This is a genomic window from Pseudoalteromonas sp. Angola-4 (assembly GCF_028599265.1).
In the GTDB taxonomy this organism is placed as follows: Bacteria; Pseudomonadota; Gammaproteobacteria; order Enterobacterales; family Alteromonadaceae; genus Pseudoalteromonas; species Pseudoalteromonas atlantica.
The window spans coordinates 32,558-58,607 of the sequence record NZ_JAQREK010000019.1 but is presented as its reverse complement, the minus strand read 5'-3'; the positions used below and the strand labels follow the sequence as shown (position 1 = coordinate 58,607).

The following is a 26,050-nucleotide window of genomic DNA, read 5'->3' as shown; positions in this document are numbered from 1 at the left end:
CCTATTGCGTTGCTTGCTCGTTTTGTAAAAACGCTTTAATGCAGTTTATTTCTGCCAGTTTTACCTCTTCGCCTATTTCTGGGCCTTTTTTGCCATTTTTAAGTGCAGTTTGCACTACCTGCTTTTTATCCATTTTTTGTAATTCATTAAAAATTGCACGCAGCTTAGCCCCTTGCGGATAGGGCTTATTTACGAGCGCTTCTCCGCGCCCTTGCGCATCACATTGGCATGCTTGGGTAAACGCAATAAATCGCTCAGGGTGCACTAAAGCATTTAAATTAGTGACGATTAATTTATGAATCGTTTGTGGCCTTAATTGCTCCAGCGTATGGCATAAGGTGTGATTATCGCTGGTGAGTACGCCAATATCACGAAAACGATTAGGCACTTTTAAACGCTCACAAAACTTTTCTACTACGGCTACCCCTTCGCGTTCATGGCCGCGTAAATTACCGCGTTTTTTAAAGCTCAAGGCCTTACCAAAATCATGAGTGAGTGCCGCAAACCGTGTTTCTAAATTAAAGTTTAAATCGGCAGCGCGCCTAAGTACCAACATAGTATGAACAAATACATCACCTTCAGGGTGGTGGTTTGCAGGTTGCGGCACCCCTTGCATACTCTCTATTTCTGGGAAAATACCTAAGCCATGTAGTGCTTGAAAATACAGTTCAGGGTGTTTTTCACCCAGTGCTTTTTCGGTTTCGAGCCATACGCGCTCGGGCACTAAATGATTAAGCTCACCTTTGTTTTTAAGCTCACGCATTAATGCATAAGTACTTGGGTGAATACGCCATTCACTTCCATAGCGTGCTAAAAAACGCGCTATGCGTAATACCCTTACCGGGTCCTCTACAAAGGCTTCTGTGGTGTGGCGCAGTATTTTATTGTGTAAATCGCTTTGGCCATTAAAAGGGTCAATAACGGTGCCGTTTTCATCAAGTGCCATTGAGTTTATGGTTAAATCGCGCCGTGCTAAATCTTCTTCAAGGGTGACATTAGGGCTGGCATCTACCACAAAGCCGGTATAGCCTTTACCGCTTTTTCGCTCAGTGCGGCCCAAGGCGTATTCTTCTTTTGTTTTTGGGTGTAAATAAACCGGAAAATCACTTCCTATAGGCACAAAACCAAGCGACTCCATAGTTTGGGGTGTTTCGCCTATAACAACATAGTCGTTATCTTTTGATGCTATATTAAGTAGCTGGTCGCGTACCGCGCCACCAACAAGGTAAACTTGCTTAAGGTTGTGTTTCACTGTTTATCCTAATCACACTGGGTGGTTATTTGATGTCGATCATACCATTAAAATCACCATAGTTTGCCAAGCTTAAGTAAGCTCATTACAATAGCGCTTTATTTTAAGCCATAGCCTTATACTCAATGAAAAATCATTCATCAAAAAAAGAACTTATGCTACTGCCTATATTACTTGTGGTTATTGTAATGTGTGTGGCGGGTCACTTTTTACTACAGGCTAACTTTCAAGATAGCAACATGGTTGAATACATGTTGGCAGCGCTGCCCTTTGCGATGTTTGGCCTAGTTATTGTGGCATTTAAAATGGCAGCTAAAAGCGAAGCCAATGAGCAAAGCGAGCAAGACTCTTAATTTTACTGTTAAAGAATATAATACCCAAACCAATCTGGTTTTATTGGTTGAGTATGCCCACTTGGCGTAAGCTTAATATTTAATTGGCTGTCGAGCAGGTCTATAGCAAAGCAGTCATCTACATCATGTAAATCATCTTTATGAATATGGCTAAGGCCTGCAAGCAAATCGCTTTTAGCGCGCTGCTTGGCCTCTGCAGCACTACTGGCAACATACAATGCAAAGTCGTGTTGCTCAGCCATAGAGTCGCTTCTGTAAGCGCCTAAATTAACAAAATACAGCTGCTTATTTTGCTCAACGTAGGTATCAACCACTTCTACTTTATAACCGTCGATATGGTTAATTGCCATGTAGCTGTCCATATGCACATTGTTTTTATCGCCCACCCATTGGCTTTTTAGCTTTGAGTAGGTTTGCTCAATGCTTTGCCCTACGACAAAGCGAATATCGTGCATTTCTATGTGGCAGCCTTGAATTCGCCCGCCTAGATACACCATAAATAACTGCATTTAATAACCTTACTCTTAAATTACACTAAATTATCGACATCAATATTGTGTTTTTTTATTAACTTATAAAAATCCGAACGATTACGTTTGGCAAGCTTTGCACCTTCAGCTACGTTACCACCGGCCATTTTTAGGGTGTTTATTACATAATCGCGCTCAAACTCTTTTTTGGCATCATTTAGAGAAAGCGGCTCTGCACTGGCTTGGTTTGAGTTAAGTGCGTTTAACACTAAGTGTGCAGAAATTACCTCGCTGGCGCTCAATGCGACCACTTGCTCTACAACATTTTGTAACTGGCGTATATTCCCAGGCCAGTCGTAACGTACTAGTGCATGCATGGCATCGTTTGCAAAGCGCTTTTCTTTTTGGTTCATACGTTTAGCAATACTTGCGCTAAAGTGCTGGGCAAGCAGGCTTATGTCTTCTCGGCGCTCACACAGCGGCGGTAATTTTAAATTAACAACATTTAGGCGGTAGTATAAATCTTCCCTAAATTGTTGATTGCTAATCGCATCGGGTAAATTTTTGTGAGTGGCCGATACAATGCGCACATCAATAGGAATTTCTTCTTGAAAGCCCACCGGGCGTATGGTTTTTTCTTGCAGTACACGCAGTAACTTAACTTGTAAATTAAGCGGCATATCGCCAATTTCATCTAGAAATAAGGTGCCGCCTTGAGCTTGCTGAAACAAACCTTGGTGATCTTTCACCGCCCCTGTAAAGGCGCCTTTTTTATGGCCAAATAATTCTGACTCTAAAAGCTCCCCCGGCACTGCGCCACAGTTAATAGCCACAAAAGGCCCTTCACTTACATGGCTGTGTTGATGAATCGCCTGAGCCAGCAGCTCCTTACCGGTGCCGCTGGCGCCTGAAATAAGCACATTTACTTGGGTTGGCCCTAGTAACTTTACTTGCTCAAGGAGGTGCAACATAGCGCCACTGCGCGTTACTATATTGCTTTTTTGGGGCGATTCTTCTGCGTTTACGCCATGTATTTCAATGGCTTTGGCTAGGCTGTCAAACAGCTCGTCTTTATCTACCGGTTTTGTGATAAACGCAAAAATACCTTGTTTTGTCGCCTCCACCGCATCGGGTATAGAGCCATGCGCAGTCATCATTATAACCGGCAGCGCTGGGTAGCGGCTTTGTAATTGGCGATGTAAGGCCATGCCGTCCATTTCGTCCATACGCAGGTCTGTTATAACTGCATCAAACACTTGGTTTTTAAGAATTTGTAATGCAAGTATGCCGCTTTCGCAGGTTGTTACTTCATACCCTTTAGACTCGATTCTTAGCGCGAGTAATTTAAGTAAACTTGCATCGTCATCAACGAGTAATACTTTTGCACCTTGTGGTGTGTGTGTTGCCATAATTACTGCTCCTTAGTGTCTTCGCGTAGTAACAGCTGCTGCTCTATGGTGGCTAAAGACGATAACGTTTGCTGCATTTTGTCATTTAACGCCTGCTGCTCTTTTAGGGCATTTATTTGCCGAGTAACATGTTGCTTTTGAAGCCATAAATATTGTTTTATTGGCTCAGGCCAAAAGTAGGCTAAATCGAGTTTTTGTAATCGTGTCATTACCTCCTCTGGTGCACTTGAGGTGTTAACACACATGAATTTAAAAAAACGTTTTAGCTCTTTTTCACCTAAATAAGTATGTAGGCTTGGCTTTACTTTAAAACCGCCACATTGATTAGCATGCCATGCAACAACACGTTCTGCGCTGGGGTAAACGGGGTCACTTTTAGGGCGCTTTTTAGGATTTGGCACCGTATTTTTTGCAGGCTCAACCTCCTGCGACACTGCTGCTGTTTGTGTGTTATTTGTTTCACACCCAGCTAAAACAACCGTACTACTGAGCACACATAAAATAGCTATTAAACGCGTACGCATGCTATTAAACTCCTTGATTAATTAAAGGTATTTTTATTGTAAATAAGCAGCCTTGGGGCTGGTTATGCTCAACACTAAGCTGGCCTTGTAACTGCTCAACCGACTCTTTTACTATGGTTAAACCTAAGCCACTGCCTTGCAGCGTAACATCTTTATTATGCTTGCCTTGGTAAAATGCGCTGAATATCTGGGTTTTTTCTTGCTCTTTAATACCACAGCCTTCGTCGCGCACTTGTATTGTTAGTAGCTTTTGCTCAAGTGCTAAGGTTACATCAACACTTTGCCCTGTATTTGAAAATTTTAACGCATTAGAAATGAGCTGAATGAGGGTCATTTCTATCAGCTCTGCGGGTAATGCAAGTGGCTGTTTTGTTATGCTGTTGTGCCAATTTAAGCGTTGCTGCTTAGCCGTTAAGCGGTGCTCAAAATGGCTGTTTATTTTATTTATTAAATTGCCAAATTCGACTTCGCTAACACTGTCTTTACTGGTTCTGATAGCGTTATAACTAAGTAGGCTGTCAATCATAGTGCGCAGACGCACCATAGATTGGCTAATAAGCTCAAGTACGGCTTGCTGCTCTTTTGTAATGGGGCCGACTATTTCATCGCTAAGTAAATCGGTGCCCTCGACCATTGAAGCCAACGGCGTTTTAAGCTCGTGGGTTACATGGCGTAAAAAGGTATCTTTTTGTTGCTCAAGCATATGTAACTGCTCTTGTACCCATTGTAGTTTTTCGCCTAATTCCACCAGCTCACTTGAGCCTTGCACTGCAATTTTTTGCTGCCGGTGGCCTTGCCCTAGTTTATCTATTACCGACGTAAGCCCTTTTAAGCGCTTACTTATGCGCCATAAAAAGCCCCCGCCCACTAGTAAAGTAAGCGGAATAAGCGCCACTAACCAGTTGATAAACGAGCTTTGTAAAGTACTTAATTCACTTTGGTTGTTTTGTATTTGCGCTGCATTCGTATCGCGCAACCACACCGTAAGCTCAGCCACTAAATCGCTAATAGGCACAAACAATGCAGCATCTTGTTGGTTATTTTCAATTAAAGCTTGATGAGTACTACGCAATGTTGTTGCTAAGCGACGCCACTGCATAGTGTATTGCTGTGTGGCACTGGCTTGGCTGAGCGTGTCGATTGTTTGTAAGGAGGATTGCCATTTTTCGTTTATTAACGTGTCGAGCGACTCGCTTTTTAACACCCAGTTTTGTCGCGTTGCCCGCTCTAGACTATTAAGCTCTTGCTTTAAAAAATTAAACGACTTAGTAACTTGGTAATTATTACTGACGATGAGCTGGGTAACAGCAAGCTGTTTGTTTAACGCATTTAAAAAAACAATAACCACCAAACTAAGCGGCAGTAACGACAGCAGCATACTAATTATAAACTGACCTATTAAGTTAGGCCGCCAATTAAGCATTGCACGATACTTTTTAGCCAACGTTACAGGCATTATCATTTCCTTTTATTATTTTAAGCGCCCTATTTTAGTTACTTACCTTATACTCTCGCTGAATCAACTTCTATATTTAACCCAATATATCCACTTGTTGCTATTTAGCAACACGCTAAGCTATTGATAACTATATTAACGACTAATAGCACGTACCGCCTGTTGCAAAAATAACACACATTTAAGTAAAAAATTCCGACCAGCGCCCCATAAAAAATATAAACCATTGATTTTAAATATTTATTTAAAATGGCATCATTTTTGTAATAGTGAGTGCAACTTTAATCAATAAGGAAATTAAATGAACAACCGCTTTTTAGTAATTTTACCCATGCTGGCTTTTGGGTTTATGGGCACAGATGCAATAGCTATGGACGTTCAAGCTACATTTAATGAGCTAGATAAAGACAGTAACGGCACACTTAGCGAATCAGAAGCGGGTGAAGATGCCGTACTACACGAAAACTTTTCACAAATAGACACTAACCAAGATGGCCAGTTGTCGCTAAGTGAATTCAAAAAGTTTATTCAGTAAATTCATTTAATTAGGGAACATGATTATGAAACAACTTATCGCAGCATTTGCATTAATGTTTTTAGCCATTAGCGCCACGGCTTTAGCCTCTTCTGTCAACATTCGCTTTGCTCATTTAGACAAAGATATGGATGGAGCAGTATCGCTTGCAGAAGCCAAACAAGATAAAGAAGTAATGAGGCAATTTGCCGATTTAGACGAAAACCAAGACAAGAAAATTTCTAAAGAAGAGTTTCAAAATTTTAAACCTTAATTTTGATTAAGCGCTTTAATAACAAACTCAATAGTAACGATGTTTAAGTCTTTTTCTCTGGCTAGAAATTTTAATCAGTTAGCGCTAAACGGGCTGCTTAAAATAGATTTATTATCCACAGCTGAAGTTAATTAAGTTTTACTTAAGCTTTTACCTAGTAAGGTAGGTTCCAAAAGCATTTGCCATAATCCCTGAGGGAATGTGTAAACGGATTTAATGTTGGGAAGTTAAATTATGGCAAGTGCTTTTTTTATTAATCTACAAACACTGTATGTTGGAAGGAAAACCATGAAGTGTGTTTTTTTTAGTGTTATCGCTATTACTATGATCAGCTTTAATGCTGTTGCGTTAGATGTTAAACAACGTTTTGATCACCTTGATGCCAATAAAAGCGGCTTCTTAACAGAAGACGAATTAGAGCCACAGCCTCAGCTACTCAGCACCTTTACTCGCTGGGATAAAAACCAAGACAAACAAATCTCGCTTCTTGAGTTTAAAGACTATTTAACCAATAACCTTTACTGAGTATAAGTATGAAGACTGTAAGCTATTTAGCGCTTGTTGCGCTGGGCCTTTTTAGCGATGTAAGCCTTGGCCAAAGTACAGAAGTTGCCGATAAATTTGAAAAGTTTGACCGTAATCACGATGGCTTTTTAACCCGTTCAGAAACCGCCATTGACCCCGCCCTTTGGTCGCGTTTTTCAAGTTATGATAAAGATAAAGACGGCAGACTTACCCTTTCGGAATATGGCATATACGCCAGTAAGTAACTCTTTTTGATAAGCGTAAGCGCTAAATTTTTAACAGTCCTTACGCTTTTAAGCTATCTACCTCAACATATTGGTATTCTAAAAGTGAGTTTGCTAGTGTTATTTTACTAACAATAAAAAATAACCAACTTATGCAACTCAAAAAACTATTTAACCCACTACTGCTTGCCGGCTTATTTGTAAGCAGCACTGCGATTGCGCAAACGCAGGTCATTTACAACGCTAATGGTTACACTCCCTTATACCAAGGTGGTATTCAAACGTTTTCTACCTTAGTGATTAAAAACGGTAAAGTTGTTAAAACTGGAGATGATACGCTTAAAAACACTTTTCCTGATGCCAAACTTATTGATGCCAAAGGTAATACGTTACTGCCAGGGTTGATTGACGCTCACGGGCATGTAATTGGCCTTGGCGATAACTTATCGCAACTTGATGTACGCGGCGCTAAATCGGTCGCTGAAATAACCACAAAGCTAGAACAATTTGCGAAAAATAAACAAGGCTGGATACTAGGGCGAGGCTGGAACCAAGAGCTGTGGAGCGACACGCGCTTTCCTACCGCCCAAGACTTAGACAAAGTAGTCAATGACCGTCCAGTGGTACTTTCGCGCGTTGACAGCCATGCAATTTGGGTTAACAGCAAAGCCTTAGAGCTGGCCGGTATTACCGCAGCCACTCAAGCCCCTGACGGCGGCGAGATCATTAAAGATGAATTTGGGAATCCAACTGGTATTTTTGTTGATAAGGCCGAGTCGTTAATTACCCAGCATATGAGCGCTCCTTCAAAACAAGCTATAAGCGACTCGTTAGATGCCGCAGGCGAGCACTTATTAAGCTTAGGCATTACCTCTACTCACGATGCCGGTATCGATAAAACCACCTGGGAAGTTTACAAAGAGCGCAGCGAGCAAGGTAATTTGCCACTAAGAATAGTCGCCATGCTAAGTGCTGCTAGCCCCGATTTAAAGCACATGCTTAAGGCTGGGCGCTATCAAGATGCAGCATCGTTTATGTCTATCCGCAGTGTAAAAGTATATGCCGATGGTGCATTAGGCTCGCGCGGGGCTGCGCTAATTGATGACTACGCAGATAGAAAAAACCACCACGGTCTGATGCTAGAAACCCAAGCCAAGCTTGAAGAATTATTTACTTTAAGCTTCAAAAATGGCTTTAGCGCCAACACTCATGCAATTGGTGATAAGGCAAATAAAGTGGTACTTGATGCGTATCAAAACGTGTTTAAGCAAACGGGCGGTATGTTACTGCGTAACCGCATTGAACACGCGCAAATAGTCACCCCTGATGACATTCCGCGCTTTAAAGCACTTAAAATCATTCCATCTATGCAGCCTGTGCATGCCACCTCAGATATGCATATGGCTCAGCAGCGCTTGACCGATAACCAATTACAAGGTGCATATGCATGGCAAACATTTTTAAAGCAAGGCTCTGTGATTGCAGCAGGCTCTGACTACCCAGTAGAGCTGGCAAACCCTTTTGATGGCTTGTATTCAGCCATTACCCGTATGGATCATAATATGCTGCCTGAGAACGGCTGGCGCGCAAGCGAAGTGCTAAGCCGCGAACAAGCCCTAAGAGCGTTTACCCTCGGCGGCGCGTATGCAGCACACCAAGAGTTTAAAATAGGCAGCTTAGAAAACGGAAAATGGGCAGACTTTATTTTAATAGACAAAGACTATTTTAAAGCCCCTGTCGATGAGATTTATAAAACACAGGTTTTACAGACTTGGGTAGCTGGAGAATTACGCTTTAAAAAAGAATAGCCTATAAAGCATACAAACTTAAAAATAAACAAAGTAATTATGGATATTTACTAAAGTAATTAAAAAGTGTGTCGATAAGTGAGGGAATTTAAAAAATCTCTTATGTTTCAGGAAGAAAACATGTTTTCAAAAAAACTATCTCTTACTTTATCGGCTCTTTTTACTTTATCACTTAGTGCATGCTCTACTCACCCAGTTTATAACGGCCACGCTTCGCATAATAATATTGGCCATCACAATAGCCATAATCGTTACACAGACGTTCATCAGCCACGCGTAAATAACTGGCAGTTCCCAGAAAATAACTACCGCCCTATTAACAGCAGTAAATTATTAAGTAACTATACAGAACAATTAGCAATGAAGCTGATTGAAAATATGAACTACATCAACAGTGGAACGCCTGTTGCAATTACTTCGTTTGTGAACTTAGATGACAATTTACAAACCACAAATATATTTGGTAATCACTTGGCTGAAAGCTTTATTACTGAAATGCAGGAGTTTGGCTTATCGGTAGTTGATTACAAACACACAGGCGCTGTGCATGTAACCCCGTTAGGTGATTTCTCGTTTAGTCGTAATGGTAAAGAAATTAAAGGTTACCCGCATATTGAATACACTTTATCAGGCACTCTAACTTACACGAATCGTGGTGTAATAGTTAACGCTCGTATTATTGGGGCAAAGTCTAAAGTAGTGGTCTCATCGGCTAAAGGATTTATCCCAAGCTTTGTTGTTGAGTCACTTTATCCAACTCGTAGAACTGATGGCATTGTTTTAGACGCGGTGCTTTAAAACAAAAAAGGGTTAACTTAAATGTTAACCCTTTTTTTGAATTTTTAGCTTCACGCTTCTTTGACTTTAGGCTGTCGGTAGAGCTTTATAATATGGTACATATTTACCAGCGCTAATAAGCCATTAGTAAACGCAACAGGCACTGCACCAATAGCCACACCGTAAATAGTAAATACAATACAACCAAACATATTATACCAACGCAGTTTTACTACATCGGTCATTGTTAACGATGCAACCAAGAAAGCTGATGCAATATAACCTAAATATTCCCAACTCAATTGTTCTCTCCTACCCTTTAGGTTAGCATTACGCCAATGCTAACGTGTGGCACTTGTCAGTGTTACAACGTTTAATACCAATTCGCAATAATACTCAATCATTTTGTGGGGCTAAACGTGTCGCTACCTGCGTTAAAAAATGCTCATTTACGACTGCATGGATGCAGAAGGTAGAGCAATACAGGAGCAATTGCCGAGAACGACTAAATAGCGATTTTTTGCCTAGCTATCAACACGTTTTCCTAGCCTTAAAATTGATCACTTAATTAGGCTGATTGGTATAAAATAAAAAACTAACTTGCTTAAAAAACCTTAAAAAGTATATTGGTTGTAGCCAATAGCTTCCTAAATCATTACACGGGAAATGAAGGTATTACGTACTTAGCAAGGCTAAATACAGTAGCAAGTTAGCGTAAATTCTTAGAGCCTTAATAATATCGTCATTAAGGTGTAATAAATAGGACAATTGTCCGAAGAGCATATTGATGTTTCAATACCATTTTTCTAGTTACCTTGTTGAACAATTACTCACTTTTGCAGGGAGTAGCTATCAACAATCAAAAAAAGAAGTGCTGATCCACCAAGATCAACCACTTAGTAAACTTGTGCTGGTGCGCAGCGGTACTATTTCATTTAGTTATGATGTAGGTAACGGACGCCGCCTATTATTAGGCCAATTAGATTGCAACAACACCCTAATTGGTGAAATAGAAGCACTAAACAATAACCCATGTATTTATACGGTCACCTGTTTTAGCGATGTAACCTATAATTTAATAGAGCTTCGCCACTGGCGAGCATTACTACTCGAAAAGCCAGAGCTGAGCTTATATACCGCGCAAACCATTGCGGCTAAGTTTCAAGAAAACCAAAAAATTAATTTAGATAAGTTACTGCTGCCTTTAAGCTACAACATAGCTAAAGACTGCTTACTACGAGCCGAGAACAATAACCCAACGTTACTGCGTGCATACCCAACCGTTAACGCCGAAGCAGAGCGCTTTGCAACCACTGAGCGAGCTTATCGTCGCGTAGTTACCGAGCTTGTTGAAAAAGGCTTAGTGCAGCGCAGCTCCCATGGGCTAAAAGCGGTCGATACGCAAAGTTTAAGTGATTACGTAGACAGTTTTGCGCAGCTGTAAAAATTCATAGACACAAAAAAAGGCCGTAATGGCCTTTTTTAGTTTTTGTGGTATTTATTAGCACTGCGCTATAGCAATAATTTATTTAAAACGAGTACACAAACACGCCCCCGCGCAAATAAACCCCTACTTAACGCTTTGGCAATTACTTATCTAATAAAATATCTTGGATATTTACTAAATCAGATTTACCTTCAATTATTTCATCTGGCGTTAAACCCGATAACTCATGCGGGAACACTAACCACTCTTCTGACTCATGAATAAAGTAATCTGGCACCATCTCTACTTTTGAGTTTTTAGGCTTATAGTACGGACATGCCACACGAATATCGCGTGGTAAGTTTAAGCGCATAAGCTCAGAAAGCTTTTCTTTTAGTGCAAATATACTGCGGCCAGAATCAAACACATCATCAACAATAAGCAGTGAGTCACCTGCATTAGCGTTTTCTACAATGTAGTGTAGGCCGTGTACTTTTATTTCTTTAGATTGCTTGCCAATACCGTAATAAGACGACGTACGCACCGCAATGTGATCAGTTTCAATGCCTTTGTAATCGTAGTATTCTTGCACAGCAATACCAATAGGTGCACCACCTCGCCAAATACCAATTATAAAGTCTGGACGAAAGCCATCTTTATAAACTTGTGCCGCTACGCGGAATGAATCTTCAAGTAGCTGTTGAGCTGTGATGTAGCACTTATCTGACATAGTTTAGAACCCCAGTGGTGAGTATAACATTTGAGTGTAGGCACTTTAGCCAATAATTAAACACCCAAACAGGTATTGGCGAAGGATTTTACCGTAAATAAAAATAAATTGCTTGCCTGCAAATAGCAAAATAGGCACCAATTGGTGCCTATTTTATGTATTAAACGCCTAGTTACGTACTATTAAGCTTTTTCTAACAATGTACGTGCCACTGTGCGCATACCTTGCGTAGTTGCACCTGCAGCCCATTGGCTAGTGCTACCCATATTAAATGCTGCAGCTAAATCAATGTGTACCCAACCTTTACCATCATTTGGTACAAAGCGAGATAAAAAGCCTGCTGCATTTGATGCGCCGCCGTAACCGCCACCTTTTTGAGCGCGGCTATTTGCCGTATCAGCATATGGAGATGGGCAGTTTTGCTGGTGCCATTTTTCAAGCGGAAGAGGCCATGCAGCTTCCATTTCTTGCGATGCAAAGTCTTCTACTTCGCGTACCAGCTCTTTATCAAGGGCAAATAATGCGTTGTACTCTTGCCCTACAGCAACGAGTGCAGCACCGGTTAGTGTTGCCGCATCGATAATTAGCTCTGCGCCAGTTTCGCCTGCAGCCATTAGACCATCGGCAAGCACTAAACGCCCTTCAGCATCGGTGTTTACAATTTCAACGGTTGTGCCATTTTTGTAGGTTAAAATATCACCTAGTTTGTAAGCGTGGCCCGAAATTAAGTTCTCTGCACAGCATAAAAACAGCTTAATGCGTTTTTCTATACCGCGGTTAATAGCCAGTGCTAAACCCGCTGTTACCGTTGCCGCGCCACCCATGTCGCACTTCATTCCTAGCATACCTTCGCTAGATTTAATTGAGTAACCGCCAGAGTCAAACGTAATACCTTTACCTACAAGTGCTGCACTTACCGGTGCGTTTTCATCGCCTGTAGGGTTGTAATCAAGCTCAAGTAAAACAGGTGGACGCTCAGAGCCACGGCCCACAGCATGAATACCAATCCACTGTTGCTCTAATAACGCATCGCCTTTAATAATTTGGTAGCTTACGTGTTCAGGCGCTAACGATTGAATAAATTCGGCGGCTTTTTCAGCAAGGCTTTCAGGGTAAATGTCATCGGCTGTGCCGTTTACCATTTCTCGTGCCCACGTAGCTGAGGCTTTTAAATGCGCCAGCTCGTTTAGATCTGATTGTGCGTTACCAACAAATTCAACACCATGTAATGATTTAGGTGTTACAAACCCTTGGTAAAAAGCCCATTGGCTTTCTGTGCACCATGTATCGCCCGCAAGCTCAACCTGTTTAACACCTTGGCTTGCAATTGTTCGCGCCGCTTTTTGAACATTTTTTAATGTTTCTTGCTCAGATAAATGAACCGTTGCGCCTTGCTCGTTAAAAGACAACGCCGCGTTTTCGCCCCAATGGCTTGGTGCTGCTTGCTCGCTTAGTTGAACAACAAATTTTTCACTCATGTTAGAATACCCTTACACTTAAATGTGCCACCGAGTTTACTATAGTGAGTACAAGTTCCCAACAGCTTGAGATAAATAACATAAACCAACGCATCTGCAGCGTTTAGCATTGGAATTTAAATGAAATACACCCCAGCTTTACAGCCCGCCACGTTATTAAAACGCTATAAACGCTTTTTAGCCGACCTCCAACTTAACGATGGAACTGAATTTACCGCCCACTGCGCCAACACCGGTAAAATGACAGGTTGCGCAGAGCCTGGCTTTAGCGCTTATTATTCAACCAGCGATAACAGTAAACGAAAATACCCTCAGTCGTTAGAGCTCACTCAAAACACCCTCTCGCAGCTAATATGTGTTAATACCGCCGTGGCAAATAAAGTGGTCGAAGAGGCTATCAACAACCAGGTTATTACAGAGCTTAACGGCTATGAGCAGCTTCAAAGTGAAGTAAAATACGGCAGCGAAAACAGCCGTATCGACTTTTTACTCACCGGCGACAATAAACCCGCTTGCTATGTAGAGGTAAAGTCAGTCACTTTGTTAAGTGAAAGCGCGCCACATAGTGGGCAAGGCTACTTTCCGGATGCGCAAACCGTGCGTGGGCAAAAACACATTCGCGAATTAATAGAAATGATCGAACAAGGCCACCGCGCAGTATTACTGTTCGCTGTTTTGCACCAAGGTATTAATACGGTGAGTGCAGCAAGCCACATAGATAAAAAATACAGCGACTTATTAAACCACGCGATTAAAAAAGGTGTGGAGGTATACGCTTATAAGGCATCTATTTCGCCAAGTGAAGTAACGCTTAGTGAGAAAGTGGCCTTTAAATAAAAAATTTAACTTGCTTTTAAACTTTATGCCCATATAACTAGGCAAGTTTAAATACCGAAATAACGATTAATAAAGCATCAAAATTAAAATATGAGCCTTTTTAGTCAACACACTGGTTAAAGCTAATTCGATTAATTAAAAAATAAATTTGCCTAGGGTATAAGATTCTGCTATTTATACCGCCGGCTAATGCTGAGGCATTAAATTAAGGATTTAGGAGAGAGTTATGCCAGACCAACAAAGACATGGTTTATTGGCTCAAGCCGGTTTAGAACCATACCAAGAAAAGCCGGGCGAAGAGTATATGAATGAAGCACAACGTGCTCATTTTAAAGCGATTTTAGAAGCGTGGCGTAACGACTTACGTAATGAAGTTGACCGCACAAAATCGCATATGCAAGACGAAGCTGCCAACTTTCCTGATCCAGTTGACCGCGCTGCGCAAGAAGAAGAGTTCTCTTTAGAACTTCGTACTCGCGACCGCGAACGTAAACTGATCAAAAAAATTGAAAAAACAATTATCTTAATTAAAGAAGATGATTTTGGCTTTTGTGAGTCATGCGGAATCGAAATTGGTATTCGTCGTTTAGAGGCGCGTCCAACTGCAGATTTATGCGTAGACTGTAAAACCCTTGCAGAAATTAAAGAAAAACAAGCTGGGCGCGGTTAATTAAAATTAGTTAACTATGTCTCCTACAGCCGTTACCACGCCAAAGCGTGACTATCGCGGTCGATTTGCACCGTCTCCTTCTGGGCCACTTCACTTTGGCTCACTTGTGGCGGCTGTGGGCAGCTACCTTGATGCTAAAGTAAATCAGGGTAAATGGTTAGTGCGCATTGAAGATATAGACACCACCCGCGTGGTGAAAAATGCCGACACCAATATTCTAAATACCTTACAAGCCTACGGCCTTTACTGGGACGAATCCGTTGTTTATCAAACTCAGCGCCTATCTCTTTATCAAGAGGTAACAAACAAGCTGATCCACCAACAATGTGTGTATGGTTGTCGCTGTTCTCGCAAACAAATAAAAGCCATGGGTGGCATTTACCAAGGTCACTGCAAAACGCTTAACTTATCAACAGAGCAAGGCGCACTTCGTCTTAGCCAACAGCACCCTACATGCCATTTTAACGATTTGATTCAAGGCGATATTACTGTAAATAGTGCATTAGCCCATGAAGATTACATAATAAAGCGCAGTGACGGATTATTTGCCTACCAACTAGTGGTGGTTATTGATGACATTGAGCAAGGTATTAATCGTGTGGTACGTGGCGCCGATTTAATCGAGCCTACAGCAAGGCAAATCAGTTTATTTAAACAGCTTAATGCGCCCATCCCCCAATACGCACATTTACCCCTTGTGGTGGCCGAGCCTGGTTTTAAACTCTCTAAACAAAATTATGCGCCCGCTATTAGCACAGACAATCCAAAACCTGCGCTTATTGATGCGTTTGAATTTTTAAACTTACCTGTACATAGCCAATTGAATGATTTGTCTGTAGAGCAATTAATTACGTGGGCTATTAACGAATTTAGCTTAACAGCGGTGCCAAACATACCCGAAATTCAAATTTCGCAAGGTCAGCATCCAAACAGCACTAAATTTACGCATTTAAGCAAATAAAAAACTTAAAAACGGCTTAATTTCAGTCCATCAACTTAATTTTTATACCGCGCTGGTATATGATAGCCGCCTAAATAGAGGCTATTTACAATAAATACAAAGCACCGCACTATAATACCTAATTTATGTGCTTTTTGATTGCGATGACCAGCCAATCATCATTTCTGTAGGAGACAGATTATTATTTCCAAGCTTTTTCAATTTTGCAGGCAAATAATCGGCCCAAATGCCGATGTGCAAAGCACTCAAACAAGTGATGAACCGGTTGTTGTAACACGCGGCGAACATGGTATTTCACGTAAACAATTTAGCCCAAATGCAATCAAAGTACTTTACCGTTTAAAAGACGGTGGTTACGACGCTTACCTTGTAGGTGGTTGTATTCGCGATATATTGTTAGGTCAACAACCAAAAGACTTTGACGTTGTTACCAATGCCACCCCAGAGCAAGTAAAAAAACTATTTAGAAATTGCCGCCTAATTGGCCGTCGTTTTCGCTTAGCACATATTGTTTTTGGTCGCGAAATTATAGAAGTAGCCACTATGCGCGGGCACCACGAAGCGCAAGAAGACAAAAACCAAATTAGCCAATCAAGCGAGCACGGGCAGTTACTGCGCGATAACGTGTTTGGTAGCATTGAAGAAGACGCCGAGCGCCGTGATTTTTCTATCAACGCGCTGTATTACTCTATTAACGATTTTTGTATATACGATTACGCCAATGGCTTAGCGGCCATACAAGCAAAACAAATTGAGTTAATTGGCGACCCAGAAACACGCTACCGCGAAGACCCTGTACGTATGCTACGTGCGGTACGCTTTGCAACCAAGCTTGATATGAGCATAGCGCCAAAAAGCGAAAAGCCAATTGCTGCCCTTGCCAACCTACTTGATAACATACCGCCAGCGCGTTTATTTGAAGAAGTTCTAAAGCTGTTTTTAAACGGTAAAGCCGAAGCTAACTATTTAATGCTACGCCAATACGGCTTGTTTAAGTCGTTATTTCCGGTGCTTGATAAAATTTTAGATAAAAACCCTGACGGCTTAGAAGCGGCGTTTATTCAGCAAATGTTTCAAAACACCGATAAACGCATTAATGCAGATAAAAAAGTAACGCCTGCGTTTATATTTGCTGCTTTAATGTGGTTTCCGCTGCTTGAGCGCACAACTAAAATTAAACAACAAGAACAGCTGTCTTACTTTGATGCCTTTGCTCAAGCCATGAATAAAGTACTGAGCGAAAATGCCCAGCATATTGCAGTACCTAAACGCTTTACCTTAGGCGCACGCGACATTTGGCATATACAGCAACGTTTAGATAAACGTGCCGGCCAACGCGCTTACAGACTTACCCAGCAGCCACGATTTAAAGCCGCTTATGACTTTTTATTGTTACGAGTGGATGCCGGTGAGCACCAACATAGTGAGCTTGCCCAGTGGTGGACACAATACTTGAGCCTAGATATTAATGGCCAAAAAGAAATGGTAAAAAATCTAGGCCACCAAGGTGGGCCAAAACCACGTAAACGTCCGCGCCGCCGCACCACTAAAAAGCCAGCCGAGTAATTGCATGCAGTGTGTATATTTGGGTTTAGGTGCCAACCTAAACTCACCCAAAGAGCAGCTTGATAACGCCGTTTGTGCGCTTAAAAAGCTGCCTCATTGTGAATTTATAAGTGTATCGCATTACTATGCAAGCAAACCAATGGGCCCACAAGATCAACCCGACTATGTAAATGCCGTAGCGTGTATTAAAACCGCGCTTGAACCTGAGCAATTACTTGATTTAACTCAAGCCATAGAGCTTGAACATGGGCGGGTAAGAAAAGCCGAACGTTGGGGGCCGCGTACGCTCGATATAGACACCTTACTGTTTGGTCAGCAAGTGATTAATACCCAGCGCTTAACTGTGCCACATTATGGCCTGTGCGAACGTGAGTTTGTAGTTTACCCTTTACTTGAGCTTGCCCCAGAACTGATTTTACCAAGCGGCATTGCATTAAAAACCATTGCGCAAGACTTACCGCTCAACGACTTACAACAATTACCTCTGTAATTAACCAAGGCTTATGCCTGCGAGGATATTATGTCTAAAATAACCGTTTCTACTTTAAATAAAATGAAAGCAGAAAATAACAAAATCACCGCATTAACCGCTTACGATGCCAGTTTTGCTAAGTTATTTCATGATAACGGTGTGGACGTTATTTTAGTTGGCGATTCTTTGGGCATGGTGCTGCAAGGTGGCGACGATACCCTAGGCGTAACCAATCAAGATATAGCCTATCATACCCGTTGTGTACGCGGTGGCAGTCGTGAGCTTTTTGTTATAGCCGATATGCCCTTTATGAGCTATTCAAACGTTAGCGACACTTGTAAAAATGCAGCAGAGTTAATGCGTGCAGGCGCTAATATGGTAAAACTTGAAGGCGGTGAATGGCTTTACGACAGTATTAAAAGTTTAACGCAGCAAGGTATTCCTGTTTGTGGCCATTTAGGATTAACGCCCCAATCAGTGCACGTATTTGGTGGCTTTAAAATTCAAGGCCGTGAAGACGACAAAGCGCAAAAAATGATTGATGATGCAAAAGCCCTAGAAGCGGCAGGCGCCCAATTATTAGTGCTTGAGTGTATCCCAAGTGCGCTTGCTAAACGTATTACCGATGCCGTCACTATCCCTACTATCGGTATTGGCGCAGGTAATGTAACGGATGGCCAAATACTGGTAATGCACGATCTAGTCGGTATTTCGGCAGGATACATTCCTAAATTTTCTAAAAACTTTTTACTCGAAACCGGCAACATGCCAGATGCAGTTAAAAAATATTGTACAGACGTTAAAAGTGGCGCATTTCCAAGCGCCGAACATGAGTTTAAATAATGCAGTCAATTACTGAAATTAAATCATTACGTAGTCAAATTAAAGCGTGGCGCCAAGCTGGCTTAAGCGTGGCTTTAGTGCCAACCATGGGCAATTTACATCAGGGTCATTTTTCGTTAGTTGAAAAGGCAAAAACAATGGCCGACAAGGTGGTTGTGAGCATTTTTGTTAACCCAATGCAATTCGGTGCCAACGAAGATTTAGATAGCTACCCGCGTACGCTAAACGAAGACAAACAAGGCTTAGCCGACTTAAACACAGATATAGTGTTCACCCCAAGCGTAGACACCATTTACCCAAATGGGCTTGGTGAGCAGAGCTTTGTAGATGTACCGGGTGTATCTATGGGGTATTGCGGCGGCACGCGCCCAGGACACTTTAGAGGCGTTGCCACGGTAGTGACTAAGTTATTTAATTTAGTACAACCTGATTATGCCTGCTTTGGCGAAAAAGACTTTCAGCAGCTGCAAGTAATTAAAACCATGGTACGCGATTTATCTATTCCAGTTGAAATTGTCGGTGTACCGACCATGCGCGAAGTGTCTGGCTTAGCTATGAGCTCACGAAATGGCTATTTATCTGCTGAGCAAAAAGCCACGGCTACCGCATTATTTAAAACACTAAACAGCTGCGCTGAGCAGCTCAAAGCAGGCAATACCGATTACAAAGCACTTGAGCAAAGCGCACAGCTTAGTTTAGAGCAAGCCGGCTTAAAGCCTGATTATTTTGAGATAGCTCAACGAGATACATTAAAAGCTGCTACACTTGATGATACACAACTAGTTATTTTAGCTGCCGCCTTTTTAGGCAATGTTAGATTAATCGACAACTTACAAGTTGAGATTTAACAAAAGCGCAGTTCAACGTTAAGGATAAGCATGCAAACATTTATTAAAACGAGTGCCCTCGCCCTGTCATTTTCATTGTTAGCAGCTTGCCAAAATCAAGTGAAAAACCCTGAGTTAAACCAATGCGCACAACAAAACTATCAGTGCGAAAATAGTTGCGATCAGCAATCAATTGACAAAGGTTTAAAACAGCAAGTGTGCTCTGCTAAATGTGTAGAAAGCTACAATCAGTGTAAAGAACAAGCTCAAAAGCTGACGGATTTATAATCGCTTTTTAATAAATTAGTCTTTTTACGCTTTAAAATTTACACACAAAAAAACCGCTCATTGAGCGGTTTTTTTTGTAGTTGGGTTTAAATTATAAACCTAACTTTTTAAGCTCTGCTTCTACTAACTTTGCAGAAAGCGGTACGTAACCATCTTTTTCAACGATTTTTTGTCCGTCTTTAGAAAGTACCATTTTTAAGAACTCAGCTTCAATTGGTGAAAGCGGCTTATTAGGGTGTTTGTTCACGTAAACGTATAAGAAACGAGAAAGTGGGTATTTACCTTTAGCAACATTATCAAGCGTTGCATCTACGTAGTTAGTGCCTTTTTTAGATAAAGGAACCGTACGTACACCCGACGTTTTGTAACCAATGCCTGAGTAACCAATCGCGTTTAATGAAGATGAGATTGACTGTACAACAGAGGCAGAACCAGGTTGCTCATTTACGTTGTTACGGAAGTCACCTTTACACAGTGCTTTCTTTTTAAAGTAACCGTAAGTACCTGATACAGAGTTACGTCCGTATAATTGAATGTCTTTTGCAGCCCAGTCGCCCGTTAGGCCAACATCGCTCCAGCGGTTAACTTGCTCAGATGCACCACATTTACGTGTAGATGAAAAAATAGCATCTACTTGGTCAATGCGTAAGCCTTCGATTGGGTTATCTTTGTGTACAAAAACTGCTAAGGCATCAATTGCTACGCGTACTTCTGTAGGCTTGTAACCGTAACGTTTTTCGAACGCTTCGATTTCTTTTGATTTCATTTTACGGCTCATAGGGCCCATGTTAGAGGTGCCTTCTGTAAGCGCTGGTGGCGCAGTAGACGAACCTGCCGCTTGAATTTGAATATTTACATTTGGGTAAATACGTTTGTACTCTTCTGCCCAAAAAGTCATCATGTTGGCTAAAGTATCAGAACCTACAGATGAAAAGTTACCTGAAACGCCGTTAATTTTTTGATATTCAGGCATTGCCTCGTCAAGAGCAACAGCCTGCGCAGATACTAATGTTGTAACAGCCACACCCATTGCGGCAACTAAGTTTTTAAATTTCATGCGGGGTTCTCCGATTTGTTCGTCCCATTTCCTAACTGTCATCTACTGTAAAGCGGGTAGATGACAGTTACATTACCCTTAAATGACACTTTTATGACTTTACTTTTTATTGTTTTTAGCTTGCCAAGTTAACAAGCTTATCCTTTGAAAAAGCGAAAGAAAAACACGAACCTTTCCCAAGCTCACTGGTTATATTTAATTGACTATCATGACGTGTTAACACATGTTTGGTAATTGCTAAGCCTAAACCTGAACCGCCCGTTGTGCGGCTCCTTGCTTTATCTACGCGGTAAAAGCGCTCGGTTAGACGATTTATATGCTCTGGTGCAATGCCATCACCATTATCATTCACACTAAAGTGCGCATACCCTTCTTTGCGCTGCCAGGTGACAATAATTTTTCCGCCCGCTTTAGTGTAATGTATAGCGTTAAACACTAAATTAGAAAACGCACTGCGTAGTTCATCTTCTGCGCCTTTAATATCAAGCTGATTATCTATATTAAAAATAAGTTCATGGCCTTTATCTTGGTTTATGGATTGCGCTTCGGTTTTGATGTAATTGAGCATTTGCGGTACATTAATGGCTTTATCGTTATCTTGTCTACGCGACCCTTCAATACGCGAAAGAGATAAAAGCTGGTTGACTAAGCTATCCATACGCTTACATTGCTCAAGCATGGTATTTTGGGCTTTATTCCACATTGCAGGCGGTGGCATCATATCCCCATCCATCATTTCAAGATAGCCAGTAACGACCGTTAGCGGCGTACGCAGCTCATGCGATACGTTAGCAACAAAGTCTTTACGCATTTGCTCTAGCTGTTTTAGGCGTGTTACATCACGTACGACCACCATAAGCTGTGTGTTGGCATACGGCATTACCCTAAACTCAAGCACTTGATCAACAATATGCCCGTTATCAAGCTCAAGTGGCTCTTCAAATTCACCGCGCAACATGTACTTGGCAAATTTAGGTTCGCGTATTAGGTTATCAAGTCGCTGGCCATGATCGGTTGGCCATTGCAGCCCCAATACCTTAAGTGCAAGTTGGTTACACCACACAATACTTAAATCACTTTGCAGCACCACTACGGCATCGGGTACAGCTTCAGCGCCATCGCGAAAGCGACGAATTAAATCAGCCAGTTCATTGCGTTTTTTACGATTACGGTGCTGTAAATGATAAATGCCTTCAAATACTTGTTCCCACGCACCCTCGCCCTCTGGTGGGTTAAAGCTACGTTGATTTAAAAGCCAATCGCTTAAGCGATAAAGTTGATGATAATGCCAGACTAAAAGAGAAGAAGTGCCTAAAAATAAAAGCAAAAAAGGTGCACCAATAAGCACACCAACTAATAACAGGGGTAAAAAATAGATAAACAGACGTTTTACTAACGCCTGTTTATTAATAACTCGATACATACACTCACTTTACCTTTGAGTAGTAATTTATGCGTACTCACACCCTAGCTGCGGTACCTTATAATTTACTAGAAAAACGATAACCTGCACCACGTACTGTTTGTACTAAGCGATCATGCCCCAGCGGTGCAATCGCTTTGCGTAAACGACGTATGTGCACATCAACTGTACGGTCTTCTACGTACACATTAGTTCCCCAAACATGGTCAAGCAGTTGCTCACGGCTATAAACACGCTCTGGGTGAGTCATAAAAAAATGTAATAATCTAAATTCGGTTGGGCCCATATCAAGCTCGCTTCCCTCAGAGGTAACGCGGTGCGATATTGGGTCTAAACGCAAGCCATGTACTTCTATGGCTTCTTCTAATGAGGTAGGCGATACACGGCGAATAACCGCTTTAATACGAGCCATTAACTCTTTAGGAGAAAAAGGTTTAGTGACGTAGTCATCTGCCCCCACTTCTAGGCCGCGTACTTTGTCTTCTTCTTCGCCGCGGGCTGTAAGCATAATGATTGGAATTTGGCGTGTGTATTCACTTTGCTTAAATTGCTTAGCAATTTGAATACCGCTACCGCCTGGTAACATCCAATCGAGTAAAACCATATCTGGGTATGGTTCAACCATAGCTGCAATTGCAGAATCGTAATCTTCTGCTTCAATTGCTTGAAATCCATTTTGCTCTAAAACAAAAACTAACATCTCTCTGATAGGAGCTTCATCATCTACGACTAGTACTTTACGTGACATTCCAAATTATCTCTTACGCTATCGAATTAGTTTTCATTATTATGACTAAGTATGACATTTTTATGAAAGTGTAACGTGTAAATTAAAATCCTGGTAAAAAAAACACAAAATAGTGACAAAAAACCTCATTAACGTCATATTTTTAAAACTATTTTGCAAATTACGGTTAATCAAAACATATTTACAAAAAGATGACAGTTTTATTTCTGAGTAGATATTCATGGCGGGATCATTACTTTACTAACACAGTAAAAAAACCAGATACGAAACTGAGTTTGCACTGGAAGATGTGATTACGTGGTTAAAAATAGATCTGTTTTTTACTAAGCAGCCTATAAAAAGATCAGATTTTTACTAAGCCGATCGGGTTTGGGATCACGGTTATACTTAGTCAAACAACTAAGCATCTGATCTATTGTACAAATAAAAAACGATCTGATTGATTGAGCGCCTAACGTGGCGTAAATTTATGCGCTAGTTGGTAAATAAATGATCCGAATGCGGGGCGGTTAGTAAATCAGTGATCCCATTTTATTAAGTTGGTACAACAGTGATCCCAGTGCTTTGCGGTATAAAAAAACCAGCTGGATTACGCCAGCTGGTTTTTATAACGCTATTTATTAATCAAAGATCATTATTTAATTTGTGGGTCTAACTCACCACTTAAATATTTAAGGTGCATGTCATCAAGTGAAATTGGCTTAATTTTACCTGCTTGACCAGCTGTACCAAACGCGTTGTAACGCGCAACACAAATCTCTGTCATTGCTTTAGTTGCTTCTGCTAGGTATTTACGCGGATCGAAGTTAGATGGGTTAAGCGCCATATGACGGCGAATAGCACCGGTAGAGGCCAGGCGTAAATCGGTATCAATATTTACTTTACGTACACCGTATTTGATCCCTTCTACAATTTGCTCAACAGGTACGCCATACGTTTCAGGAATTTCGCCACCGTATTGATTTATGATCTCTAACCACTCTTGTGGTACAGACGACGATCCGTGCATTACTAAGTGCGTGTTCGGGATACGTGCGTGAATTTCTTTAATACGATCAATCGCTAAAATGTCATCTGTGGGTGGGCGCGTAAATTTGTACGCACCGTGCGATGTTCCACAAGCAATTGCCAAGGCATCAACATGGGTTTTATTTACAAAATCAGCGGCTTCTTCTGGGTCGGTAAGCATTTGATCAGTAGTTAGTTTACCTTCTGCGCCTACACCATCTTCTTCGCCCGCTTCACCGGTTTCAAGTGAGCCAAGTACACCTAGCTCGCCCTCTACCGATACGCCACAAGCATGTGCCATAGCCACGGTTTCGCGTGTTACTTCTACATTATATTCGTAGCTTGATGGGGTTTTTCCGTCAGTCATTAATGAGCCATCCATCATAACTGATGAAAAGCCAAGTTGAATTGAGCGTTGGCAAACACCGGGTGAGGTACCGTGATCTTGGTGCATTACTACTGGAATGTGCGGCCATTCTTCAACGGCTGCTAAAATCATGTGGCGGATAAATGGAGCACCAGCATAAGCACGTGCGCCTGCTGATCCTTGAACAATTACTGGGCTGTTTGTTTTATCAGCCGCTTCCATTATTGCGCGCATTTGCTCTTGGTTATTCACGTTAAAGGCTGGAACGCCGTAACCGTGTTCAGCTGCATGATCTAAAAGTTGTCGCATACTGATTAAAGCCATTGGGTATTCTCCAATTTATCGACAGCAGTCTCCTGCCATCTAGTTTGAACGGATATGTTAGTTTGACGCAATCACTGCGCCACAAAATAAAGCAATTTACACTGCTTAGTTTTGTCTTAATTAACTATTAAATAAGGGTGAGAGGTATTTAATAATTAATCGTTGGTGAGGGTTTCCCCTCACCTAATGCGGCTAAAAATTTATTATTTAGCGCGCGACTCTAGCATTTCTACTGCTGGAAGTTTTTTGCCTTCTAAAAACTCTAAGAACGCACCACCACCGGTAGAAATGTAAGATACTTTATCGGCAATGCCGTATTTATCAATTGCCGCTAAAGTGTCACCACCGCCTGCAATCGAAAACGCATTAGAGTTAGCAATTGCCTGAGCAATAGCACGTGTACCATTACCAAACTGATCAAACTCAAATACGCCAACTGGGCCATTCCATACAACAGTACCGGCGTTTGCAATAATTTTTGCAAGCTGGCTGGCTGTATCAGGGCCAATATCAAAAATCATGTCATCGCTTGTTACTTCGCTTACATCTTTAAGCGTAGCGACTGCAGAGTCTGAAAATTCATTACCTACTACAACATCAGTCGGTACCGGAATTTCACCATCGTTTGCTTTAGCTGCTGCACATAAACGATTTGCTTCATCCATTAAATCTGCTTCATAAAGTGATTTACCAACCGGATGACCCGCAGCAGCAATAAAGGTATTAGCAATACCGCCACCTGTTACAAGCTGATCTACAATCGTTGAAAGCGAGTCTAAAACAGTTAATTTAGTTGATACTTTAGAACCACCTACAATGGCCACTAATGGGCGTGCTGGGTTATCTAGTGCTTTACCTAGTGCTTCAAGTTCTGCTGATAATAACGGGCCAGCACAGGCAACATCTGCAAATAAGCCAACGCCATGAGTAGACGCTTGTGCGCGGTGAGCGGTGCCAAATGCATCCATTACATACACATCACACAGGGCAGCAAGTTGTTTTGATAAGGCTTCGTCGTTTTTCTTCTCGCCTTTATTAAATCGTACGTTTTCAAATACAACCACTTCGTTATCGGCAACTTCAACGCCGTTTAAGTAGTCTTTTTCAAGGCGGACATTTTGCTCAAGTGCATCGTTTAGGTAATCGGCTACAGGGGCAAGTGAAAATTCGTCATCGTACTCGCCTTCTGTTGGGCGGCCAAGGTGCGACATAACCATTACTTTAGCGCCTTTTTCAAGAGCTAGCTTAATAGTAGGCAGTGCAGCACGAATACGTGCATCTGAGGTCACTTTACCTGCTTTAACTGGTACATTTAAATCTTCACGAATTAATACGCGCTTGCCGTTTAAATCTAAATCTGCCATTTTTATGACCGACATAACATCTCCTTAGTTAACGATACTTGAACCTGAAAAATAAATTTTAAAATTATTATAAAA

Annotated in this window: 29 protein-coding genes; 16 read left to right on the top strand and 13 right to left on the bottom strand. The window is 41.5% G+C overall.

All coding sequences use genetic code 11. From position 1 onward, the window contains the following. Nucleotide 1 precedes the first annotated feature (1 nt). Entirely contained in the window at nucleotides 2-1,252 is a 1,251-nt protein-coding gene (locus PSH48_RS17780; RefSeq protein WP_273611992.1) for a multifunctional CCA addition/repair protein, read from the bottom strand. A gap of 125 nt (nucleotides 1,253-1,377) precedes the next feature. Between PSH48_RS17780 and PSH48_RS17775 the strand changes: the two genes are divergently transcribed. Further along, nucleotides 1,378-1,605, top strand: coding sequence for a hypothetical protein (locus PSH48_RS17775; RefSeq protein ID WP_004586108.1), 228 nt, complete (start codon nucleotides 1,378-1,380; stop codon nucleotides 1,603-1,605). Between the two features lie 8 nt (nucleotides 1,606-1,613). Here the strand turns inward: PSH48_RS17775 and PSH48_RS17770 are convergent, their stop codons facing one another. The 4 genes from PSH48_RS17770 to PSH48_RS17755 are packed head-to-tail and all read right to left on the bottom strand — an operon-like array spanning nucleotide 1,614 to nucleotide 5,464. Continuing rightward, nucleotides 1,614-2,114 carry a DUF1543 domain-containing protein gene (locus PSH48_RS17770; protein ID WP_138576894.1) on the bottom strand — a complete coding sequence of 167 codons (501 nt, stop codon included), beginning with the start codon at nucleotides 2,112-2,114 and terminating at the stop codon, nucleotides 1,614-1,616. Nucleotides 2,115-2,134: 20 nt separating this feature from the next. Further along, on the bottom strand, nucleotides 2,135-3,484 hold the full coding sequence (locus PSH48_RS17765; protein ID WP_004586106.1) for a sigma 54-interacting transcriptional regulator: 1,350 nt from the start codon (nucleotides 3,482-3,484) through the stop codon (nucleotides 2,135-2,137). A 2-nt stretch (nucleotides 3,485-3,486) separates the two neighbouring features. Continuing rightward, complete coding sequence (locus PSH48_RS17760) at nucleotides 3,487-4,008, bottom strand: hypothetical protein (RefSeq protein WP_024033179.1); 522 nt, start codon at nucleotides 4,006-4,008, stop codon at nucleotides 3,487-3,489. 4 nt (nucleotides 4,009-4,012) lie between these two features. After that, complete coding sequence (locus tag PSH48_RS17755) at nucleotides 4,013-5,464, bottom strand: sensor histidine kinase (protein ID WP_273611991.1); 1,452 nt, start codon at nucleotides 5,462-5,464, stop codon at nucleotides 4,013-4,015. A gap of 301 nt (nucleotides 5,465-5,765) precedes the next feature. On the opposite strand from PSH48_RS17755, the gene PSH48_RS17750 reads away from it, so the two are divergent. From PSH48_RS17750 to PSH48_RS17725, 6 genes are all read left to right on the top strand, one after another. Continuing rightward, complete coding sequence (locus PSH48_RS17750) at nucleotides 5,766-5,999, top strand: calcium dependent protein (protein WP_004586103.1); 234 nt, start codon at nucleotides 5,766-5,768, stop codon at nucleotides 5,997-5,999. Between the two features lie 25 nt (nucleotides 6,000-6,024). Beyond that, entirely contained in the window at nucleotides 6,025-6,252 is a 228-nt protein-coding gene (locus PSH48_RS17745) for a hypothetical protein (RefSeq protein WP_004586102.1), read from the top strand. Nucleotides 6,253-6,540: 288 nt separating this feature from the next. After that, nucleotides 6,541-6,777: a calcium dependent protein gene (locus PSH48_RS17740; protein ID WP_024033183.1), complete on the top strand. Its 237-nt coding sequence runs from the start codon at nucleotides 6,541-6,543 to the stop codon at nucleotides 6,775-6,777. An 8-nt stretch (nucleotides 6,778-6,785) separates the two neighbouring features. Next, a complete protein-coding gene (locus tag PSH48_RS17735) occupies nucleotides 6,786-7,022 on the top strand; it encodes a calcium-binding protein (RefSeq protein ID WP_004586100.1) in 237 nt (78 codons plus the stop codon). 131 nt (nucleotides 7,023-7,153) lie between these two features. After that, a complete protein-coding gene (locus PSH48_RS17730) occupies nucleotides 7,154-8,809 on the top strand; it encodes an amidohydrolase (protein WP_273611990.1) in 1,656 nt (551 codons plus the stop codon). 120 nt (nucleotides 8,810-8,929) lie between these two features. Next, entirely contained in the window at nucleotides 8,930-9,607 is a 678-nt protein-coding gene (locus tag PSH48_RS17725; protein WP_004586098.1) for a FlgO family outer membrane protein, read from the top strand. 50 nt (nucleotides 9,608-9,657) lie between these two features. Here PSH48_RS17725 and PSH48_RS17720 read toward each other — a convergent pair whose 3' ends face one another. Further along, on the bottom strand, nucleotides 9,658-9,888 hold the full coding sequence (locus tag PSH48_RS17720; RefSeq protein WP_004586097.1) for a YgjV family protein: 231 nt from the start codon (nucleotides 9,886-9,888) through the stop codon (nucleotides 9,658-9,660). A 485-nt stretch (nucleotides 9,889-10,373) separates the two neighbouring features. Between PSH48_RS17720 and PSH48_RS17715 the strand changes: the two genes are divergently transcribed. Then, the gene (locus PSH48_RS17715; RefSeq protein WP_004586096.1) at nucleotides 10,374-11,030 is read left to right on the top strand and encodes a Crp/Fnr family transcriptional regulator; all 657 of its coding nucleotides are present in this window, start codon (nucleotides 10,374-10,376) and stop codon (nucleotides 11,028-11,030) included. Between the two features lie 145 nt (nucleotides 11,031-11,175). Here the strand turns inward: PSH48_RS17715 and PSH48_RS17710 are convergent, their stop codons facing one another. Both PSH48_RS17710 and pepB read right to left on the bottom strand, forming a co-directional pair. Beyond that, nucleotides 11,176-11,742, bottom strand: a complete 567-nt coding sequence (locus PSH48_RS17710) for a phosphoribosyltransferase (protein WP_004586095.1) — start codon at nucleotides 11,740-11,742, stop codon at nucleotides 11,176-11,178. Nucleotides 11,743-11,924: 182 nt separating this feature from the next. Beyond that, nucleotides 11,925-13,220 carry an aminopeptidase PepB gene (gene pepB, locus PSH48_RS17705; protein ID WP_273611989.1) on the bottom strand — a complete coding sequence of 432 codons (1,296 nt, stop codon included), beginning with the start codon at nucleotides 13,218-13,220 and terminating at the stop codon, nucleotides 11,925-11,927. Between the two features lie 120 nt (nucleotides 13,221-13,340). Between pepB and sfsA the strand changes: the two genes are divergently transcribed. From sfsA to PSH48_RS17665, 8 genes are all read left to right on the top strand, one after another. Then, nucleotides 13,341-14,057 carry a DNA/RNA nuclease SfsA gene (gene sfsA / locus PSH48_RS17700; RefSeq protein WP_273611988.1) on the top strand — a complete coding sequence of 239 codons (717 nt, stop codon included), beginning with the start codon at nucleotides 13,341-13,343 and terminating at the stop codon, nucleotides 14,055-14,057. A gap of 226 nt (nucleotides 14,058-14,283) precedes the next feature. Then, nucleotides 14,284-14,727 (top strand): RNA polymerase-binding protein DksA, encoded by a 444-nt coding sequence (gene dksA / locus PSH48_RS17695; protein ID WP_004586092.1) that lies wholly within the window; start codon nucleotides 14,284-14,286, stop codon nucleotides 14,725-14,727. A gap of 16 nt (nucleotides 14,728-14,743) precedes the next feature. After that, on the top strand, nucleotides 14,744-15,688 hold the full coding sequence (gene gluQRS / locus PSH48_RS17690) for a tRNA glutamyl-Q(34) synthetase GluQRS (RefSeq protein ID WP_273611987.1): 945 nt from the start codon (nucleotides 14,744-14,746) through the stop codon (nucleotides 15,686-15,688). A gap of 234 nt (nucleotides 15,689-15,922) precedes the next feature. Continuing rightward, nucleotides 15,923-17,254, top strand: a complete 1,332-nt coding sequence (pcnB, locus tag PSH48_RS17685; RefSeq protein WP_273611986.1) for a polynucleotide adenylyltransferase PcnB — start codon at nucleotides 15,923-15,925, stop codon at nucleotides 17,252-17,254. 4 nt (nucleotides 17,255-17,258) lie between these two features. Continuing rightward, nucleotides 17,259-17,744: a 2-amino-4-hydroxy-6-hydroxymethyldihydropteridine diphosphokinase gene (gene folK / locus PSH48_RS17680; RefSeq protein ID WP_029773910.1), complete on the top strand. Its 486-nt coding sequence runs from the start codon at nucleotides 17,259-17,261 to the stop codon at nucleotides 17,742-17,744. A 30-nt stretch (nucleotides 17,745-17,774) separates the two neighbouring features. Beyond that, nucleotides 17,775-18,569 (top strand): 3-methyl-2-oxobutanoate hydroxymethyltransferase, encoded by a 795-nt coding sequence (gene panB / locus PSH48_RS17675; protein ID WP_055252800.1) that lies wholly within the window; start codon nucleotides 17,775-17,777, stop codon nucleotides 18,567-18,569. Then, nucleotides 18,569-19,417: a pantoate--beta-alanine ligase gene (gene panC / locus PSH48_RS17670; RefSeq protein WP_138611784.1), complete on the top strand. Its 849-nt coding sequence runs from the start codon at nucleotides 18,569-18,571 to the stop codon at nucleotides 19,415-19,417. Before panB ends, panC begins: the two co-directional genes overlap by 1 nt. A 30-nt stretch (nucleotides 19,418-19,447) precedes the next feature. Continuing rightward, on the top strand, nucleotides 19,448-19,684 hold the full coding sequence (locus PSH48_RS17665) for a hypothetical protein (protein WP_055015104.1): 237 nt from the start codon (nucleotides 19,448-19,450) through the stop codon (nucleotides 19,682-19,684). Nucleotides 19,685-19,775: 91 nt separating this feature from the next. Here the strand turns inward: PSH48_RS17665 and PSH48_RS17660 are convergent, their stop codons facing one another. From PSH48_RS17660 to PSH48_RS17640, 5 genes are all read right to left on the bottom strand, one after another. Then, nucleotides 19,776-20,741, bottom strand: coding sequence for a PstS family phosphate ABC transporter substrate-binding protein (locus tag PSH48_RS17660; protein WP_055015103.1), 966 nt, complete (start codon nucleotides 20,739-20,741; stop codon nucleotides 19,776-19,778). 115 nt (nucleotides 20,742-20,856) lie between these two features. Further along, nucleotides 20,857-22,164 (bottom strand): phosphate regulon sensor histidine kinase PhoR, encoded by a 1,308-nt coding sequence (phoR, locus tag PSH48_RS17655; RefSeq protein ID WP_273611985.1) that lies wholly within the window; start codon nucleotides 22,162-22,164, stop codon nucleotides 20,857-20,859. A 58-nt stretch (nucleotides 22,165-22,222) separates the two neighbouring features. Further along, entirely contained in the window at nucleotides 22,223-22,912 is a 690-nt protein-coding gene (gene phoB / locus PSH48_RS17650; protein ID WP_004586083.1) for a phosphate regulon transcriptional regulator PhoB, read from the bottom strand. A gap of 634 nt (nucleotides 22,913-23,546) precedes the next feature. Beyond that, on the bottom strand, nucleotides 23,547-24,611 hold the full coding sequence (gene fba / locus PSH48_RS17645) for a class II fructose-bisphosphate aldolase (RefSeq protein WP_004586082.1): 1,065 nt from the start codon (nucleotides 24,609-24,611) through the stop codon (nucleotides 23,547-23,549). 203 nt (nucleotides 24,612-24,814) lie between these two features. Continuing rightward, nucleotides 24,815-25,990 carry a phosphoglycerate kinase gene (locus tag PSH48_RS17640; protein WP_004586081.1) on the bottom strand — a complete coding sequence of 392 codons (1,176 nt, stop codon included), beginning with the start codon at nucleotides 25,988-25,990 and terminating at the stop codon, nucleotides 24,815-24,817. Nucleotides 25,991-26,050: the final 60 nt, after the last annotated feature.